Source organism: Anabaena sp. FACHB-83 (assembly GCF_014697485.1).
GTDB lineage: Bacteria > Cyanobacteriota > Cyanobacteriia > Cyanobacteriales > Nostocaceae > Nostoc_B.
Map to the genome: position 1 here is coordinate 234,412 of NZ_JACJRY010000009.1, position 6,140 is coordinate 240,551.

Sequence of the window (6,140 nt, forward strand, 5' to 3'; positions counted from 1 at the left end):
GGAGAGCAATGATAGCAAAAAACCCCCCTAATTCCCTAAAACCCTCTCAAACTCCTCTTCCTTGGCGTACTTGGCGTACTTGGCGGTTCGTTCCTGTCTTACTTGTAATCATCCCCCAAATTGCGATCGCTCAATCATCCCCCACAGCCTTCAGAGTTATAGTCAACAGTAACCAAGATGGACAAATACAACCAGACGACAAACTCACCTTACGCGAAGCCATTGCAATAGTAAATGGTAATCTCCCCGTAGAAAAACTGAGTAACCAAGAAAAAGCGCAAGTAAAACCCAGCAACAACAACCCGCGAATTGAATTTAACTTACCGCCAAATCAAACAACTATCCAACTACAGCAAGAATTACCACCCCTAGCCACACCCAGATTAATAATAGATGGTACTAGCCAACCCGGTTACGATGCTTCCCGTTCTGCAACGGCGGAAATTGCCATTCCTCAACCAATAGTTGCTATCACCCCCGCCGCCAACCAAGAGATATTGCGTGGTTTTACAGTCGTTGCTGATAATGTGCAGATTCGCGGTTTAAGCATCTACGGTTTCCGTTCCCTGAACCAAGGCGCAACCTTAACCACACCACCAGCTGATATTTTTATTTCCCATCGCTTACCGCCTCCCAATACCCAACAGCAACAACCACCAAACAGTAACTTTCCCTTTGGAGACAAAGACATTCCCCCCAAAGGCGTGGTCATAGAAAACAACTGGTTAGGTATTACCCCAGATGAAAAAATGCCAGAGAACACCTCAGCCTTTGGTGTCTACGTTTTCAACAGCACCGGGACAACAATTCGCCTTAACCGTATTTCTTACCATGAAGGTAGTGCAATTATTACCTCAGTACGTGCCGAAAATACCTTAATGACAGAAAACATCATCGTTGGTAACGGGATAGCCGGAATGCCTGATGCTGTGAGGTTAGAAGGAGTAATTGCCAATTCCCAACTGCAAGGAAATTTGATTTGCGGTAACGATGGGGCTGGTATTTATTTATTCAAGCCCACAGGTAACGTCAAAATTCACGATAACCGCATCACCTTTAACGGTAGACGTTTGCGCCGCGCCGCAGTTTACTTAATGGGTAACGAAAATCAAGTTACTGATAACGAAATTCGCCACCAAACCGGGCCGGGAGTTGCGGTGACAGCATTTGGTACTCATGGTAGTGGTTTTGGGAGTGCGATCGCTAACATCATTCAAAATAATAAATTTAGCGACTTAGAAGGTTTAAGTATAGACCTCAACACCCAACAACAACTAAACATCAGCGACTTTCAACGAGGAGACGGCCCCAACCCCAAACGCAACAGTCCCAACCGCAGACTTGAAACAGCCAATGGCGCGGTGAATGCACCAGAATTTGCCAGTTCTCAATTATTACTAGTGAACGGTCAAGCCTTAATTAGCGGTCAAGCCGACCCTGGTACTCAAGTGCAGATATATCGCGTCCAGGGAAACGAGAACTACGGCCCCTTGAGTGAACCACTTACAACCTTAACACCCGATGAAAAAGGTAACTTTAGCGGTAGTTTAGCAGGTTTGCGGGCTGGGGAGAGAATAAGTGCGATCGCTACCCATCCAAAATACGGTACTTCCGAACCAGCCTATAACGCCATCATCACAGACCCCTCAGAAAAGAATGACTCACCTTCTCCCCTAGCAACTTCCACACCGCCCAAATGTGTCAGCGCACCCCAACCACCCCAACCAACCCCACAACCTGAACGAAAACCAGAACCCATCCGGCTCAAAGTTCCGCGCATCATCCACTTTGCCTTAGATAAAGACTTCATCAGCCAAGAAAGTACTAAAGTCCTCAACCAAGTTGCCCAAGTCTTACAACAATATCCCTTCATTGTCATTGAAATTGAAGGCCATACCGATATCCGCGCCAGTGATGCCTACAACTTAGATTTAGGCAAACGCCGCGCCATGTCCGCTAGAAATTACCTACTAAAACAAGGCATTGCCGCCGAAAGAATGACCATTCGCTCAAGAGGCGAAAAACAACGCAGAACCTCCGGTAACACCGTCATCGATACAGCCAGAGATAGAAGAGTAGAAATAATTTTCAAAGATACCAGAGGGCTAGAAATCATCCTTGAAGAACAAGAGAAAGACTTACAAATAGAACCAACTTCTTAACTAATTCAAAACTTACGCAAAAACCCTCTTAAACTCTTATACCTTTGTGTCCTTTGCGGTTTATTCAAAATGCTAAAACCCCACCATTCTCACAACCATCTCCTAAAACTTATCCGTAGCGTCACCCTCATCCTCACTACCCTCAGCTATCAAAGCCTAATATTACTCACCCAAACACCAGCCACAGCCCAAGTCACACCCCAATTATGTGCCACCCCTGGCAAAGACGGCCCCAGCAGTTTAGGCGGCATCATCAACACTTACTACCCTGGTGCGACAAATACAACCGTTGCCGCAGGTTCAACCTCAATTCCTGTCGGTGCAATTAACCCCAACGGTTCTACCACCCCCATTACAGCAGGTGACTTGTTGCTCATCATCCAAATGCAAGGCGCAGATATTAACTCCAGCAACACAGATAGTTACGGTAATGGAGTTTCTGGTGGTGGCAATAATAGCAATGTTAACCTTACTCCCGCCACCACAGGCGCTAGTGGCAACCTCAACAATGCCAACTTCACCGCAGGTAATTACGAATATGTTGTCGCTACCGGGCCAATATCTGGCAGTTCCATCCCCATTCAAGGCATCAATGGCGGAGGATTAATTAATTCCTATAGTAATACCCCATTCGGAACTCAAGGACAAAGAACCTATCAAGTTATCCGCGTACCCCAATATTCCAGTGCCACCATGAGTTCTAGCCTCACCGCCGCACCTTGGAACGGTGCTTCAGGCGGAATTTTAATTTATGACGTTGCAGGTAACTTGAATTTAGCCAGCGCCACGGTAGATGTGAGTGGTATTGGTTTCCGTGGCGGCGCAGGTCGCCAACTACGTGGTGATACTACTGGTAGTCTTACAGATTATGTTACTTTATCCACTACTAATGCCAACGGTTCTAAAGGGGAAGGTACTGCTGGCACACCTCAGTATGTACTGAATTCAGCCACCATCTCAGCCACTGACACTGGTGTTGAAGGCTATCCTGGTGGGAGTTACGGCCGTGGCGCACCTGGTAACGCTGGTGGCGGTAGTACCGATGGTAGACCATCTACCAACGAGCAAAACTCCGGTGGTGGCGGCGGTAGTAATGGAGGTTCGGGCGGTCTAGGCGGTCGTTCTTGGACATCTGGGTTATTTATTGGTGGTTTTGGTGGCGCTAACTTTCCTGCTACCAGCAGTCGTGTTGTCTTAGGTGGTGGAGGTGGTGCTGGTACAACAAATCAGGCAACTAGCGCAACTATAGGTGTTCCGACCAATGGTATTGCTAGTAGTGGTGCTGCTGGTGGCGGTATGGTATTGATTCGTACTGGCAGTGTCAGTGGTACTGGCACTATCAATGCTAATGGAGCCACTGCCTTTGATGTCCGTCAAGATGGTACTGGCGGAGGTGGTGCGGGTGGTAGTGTGGTGGTGATGTCTGCCAATAATAACCTTACTGGTTTAAATGTAAATGCCAGAGGTGGTAACGGTGGTAATGTCAGATTCAGCAGTGCAAGTCAACCATTTGATGGCGCTCATGGCCCTGGTGGTGGAGGCGGTGGTGGAGTTGTTTTTACTAGTTCTGGTGCTAGTGTTAACGTTACAGGTGGGCAGAGTGGTACAGCAAAAGACCCCGTTGATCCTGCTGACCCTTATTTTGGTGCTACCGCAGGTACAGGTGGTATCAGCCAAGGTGTTGGTACTATCCCTGGTGCCAGTTCTGGCGCACAATGTATTCCTCAACTAACTATTACAAAAACCACCAGCACGCCAGGGCCAATTATGAAACCAGGTAAGGCAACTTATACCATCACTGTTGCCAATGCTACTAACCGAGCTACTGCTAACAATATTGATATTACTGATCCTTTGCCTAGTGGTTTTAGTTTTGATGGCTCGGTTACTCCTACGGTGACATTGAATGGCGGTGCAACACGTACTAGTGTGACTAACCCAACTGCTGGTGCAACAACGCTGAATTTTGGTAGCTTCAATATACCCGGTGGTGCAAGTGTGCAGATTACCTTTACTACCGATGTGGCTGCAACTGTGCCTGATGGAGTTTATAACAATGGTGCAACTGCAACCTATCTTGACCCCACTCGAACCACAACAAATGGCACAACTAGCGTTACTTACGACCCCGCAACAGTAGGAGAGGAAGTAGCGGTGGGTTCTTTTGTTCCAACTCCAATTTTAAGGTTGCGGGGTGTGAAACGAATTACCAATGTTGTCAGAAATGGTTTGCCTTTGAGTGGTGTTAACTTTGGGAGTTTTATTGATGATCCTAATGACCAGAACGATAACGCCGCAGGTTGGTCTCAACTTTTCCCAGTAGGAATTATTAACCTGAGTTCGCAATTCACCTTACAAAGTGGCGACGAAGTTGAATATACAATTTACTTTCTCGCCGATGGCAACCAGGCAATACAAAATGCCAGATTTTGTGACCCTATCCCTACAGGTACAACATTTATTAGTAACAGCTTTGCTTCCGCTAGTGGAATTTTAGTGAATTTAGCTAATACAACTACACCCAGCACTAATGCTGCGGATAGTGATAATGGTAGCTTTTTCTCACCTTTAGCTCCTTTAAGTGCCAATAATGTGTGTCCTAATCAAACTAATCCCACAGGAGCAGTAGTTGTGAATTTCGGCACTCTCAACTATACAGCAGGTAGTAATTTCGGTTTTGTACGTTTTCGTGTCAGAGTGGATTAATAGAATGATTGGGAGAGTTCACAATACTTAATTGCTACAGAAGGATAGCATTTTTGATTGAGAAGACTTCCAATTACGCGATGTGCAACTTATTCTTGAAACCCCTCTCCAAACCTCTCCCCGAAGCGGAGAGAGGCTTTGAATCTTGCTCCCCTTCCCTTGTAGGGAAGGGGTTGGGGGTTAGGTTTGATAGAAAGTTGCACACGGCGTTCCAATTAACAAAATTTTCCATCATCCAGGAACAAAGAGGACAAGAAATAAAGATGTTCTAAAATTATTGAGGATTGCGATAGCAAGACTGTTATGTAACACCTATTCGTCCTCTTATTCTTCATATTGCATCATATCTAACTCACTTATATAGCTGAAGGGGAGAGTCTGTCCGGGTGGCTGCACAGGAGAGTCCATAGTCAGCGATCGCTCCTATAATGAAGCTCAAATAAGCATATAATTAGCCTGCGTTTGGCTTTGCCGTTGTAGATAAGCTAGGCAGGCTTTGTTTTTAATTCACATTGTTGAAAAATATAATTAACTGCTGCAAACAATTTATCTAAATCTTGAATAACATACAAATCTTTATTCCGAGTAAACACATCAGCAGACAACTTGCCAAATTGCCATACTTTGCCGTTCGTCACAATTCCAAAAATATCGCTGACAAAATCATCGTTAATTCTTTGGACTGCAATCATCTCAGCTAAACACTGTCCCCAACCTTCTTCAAATTTGTCTTGTTTAGCTTCTACTGTCAGAAAATAGGGTTTATCAAATACAACTGTTCCTAGAGGATTTCGCTGGGTGACTGTATAATCTGGAACTCCTGATAAATCTTCGTCATAAGTCAATGTTTCATGGCTCCAAAGTGTTAATTTACTCCGGTAAGGTTTCCAAACTTCTTTTAAAACTGGATAGATCAGATTTTCACAAATAGCATCTTCAGAATTATCTATAACTCCATCTATAAATAGTAAATCTAATTCTTCTTGGAAAAATGGGGGAACAGGAAAATCTAATTCCGACATAAAATTAGACTGGATATATTTAATTTGGAATTTTTTGATGACTGTACTAATACTTTTATAATTACTAAATGCCATATTAATTGACCTTGTTAGCGTAAACATCCGCAACTAGGGAATAATTTAACATAGATAAAGTTGGCTCTCCGAGAGTAGATATGTTAAGTTAACAACAGAAATACCAATTTAGTAAAACCCTTCTTCTAAAACTATTAAAGTTAGTTAAGCCATAAGCTCTGCGTTTAATGAGCTT

At 44.5% G+C, this 6,140-nt stretch carries 3 protein-coding genes; 2 read left to right on the forward strand and 1 reads right to left on the reverse strand.

The window, feature by feature from the left end; genetic code table 11:
* Window positions 1–8 precede the first annotated feature (8 nt).
* Window positions 9–2,162 (forward strand): OmpA family protein, encoded by a 2,154-nt coding sequence (locus H6G79_RS14025; RefSeq protein WP_190589504.1) that lies wholly within the window; start codon window positions 9–11, stop codon window positions 2,160–2,162.
* Between the two features lie 69 nt (window positions 2,163–2,231).
* Window positions 2,232–4,868 (forward strand): DUF11 domain-containing protein, encoded by a 2,637-nt coding sequence (locus H6G79_RS14030; RefSeq protein ID WP_190589505.1) that lies wholly within the window; start codon window positions 2,232–2,234, stop codon window positions 4,866–4,868.
* Window positions 4,869–5,353: 485 nt separating this feature from the next.
* Here the strand turns inward: H6G79_RS14030 and H6G79_RS14035 are convergent, their stop codons facing one another.
* Window positions 5,354–5,965 carry a hypothetical protein gene (locus H6G79_RS14035; protein ID WP_190589506.1) on the reverse strand — a complete coding sequence of 204 codons (612 nt, stop codon included), beginning with the start codon at window positions 5,963–5,965 and terminating at the stop codon, window positions 5,354–5,356.
* Between the last annotated feature and the right edge of the window lie 175 nt (window positions 5,966–6,140).

Bases quoted from the DNA above. Each gene is read 5' to 3' on its own strand.
- H6G79_RS14025 (WP_190589504.1), top strand. From the start codon at position 9: ATGATAGCAAAAAACCCCCCTAATTCCCTAAAACCCTCTCAAACTCCT.
- H6G79_RS14030 (WP_190589505.1), top strand. From the start codon at position 2,232: ATGCTAAAACCCCACCATTCTCACAACCATCTCCTAAAACTTATCCGT.
- H6G79_RS14035 (WP_190589506.1), bottom strand. From the start codon at position 5,965: ATGGCATTTAGTAATTATAAAAGTATTAGTACAGTCATCAAAAAATTC.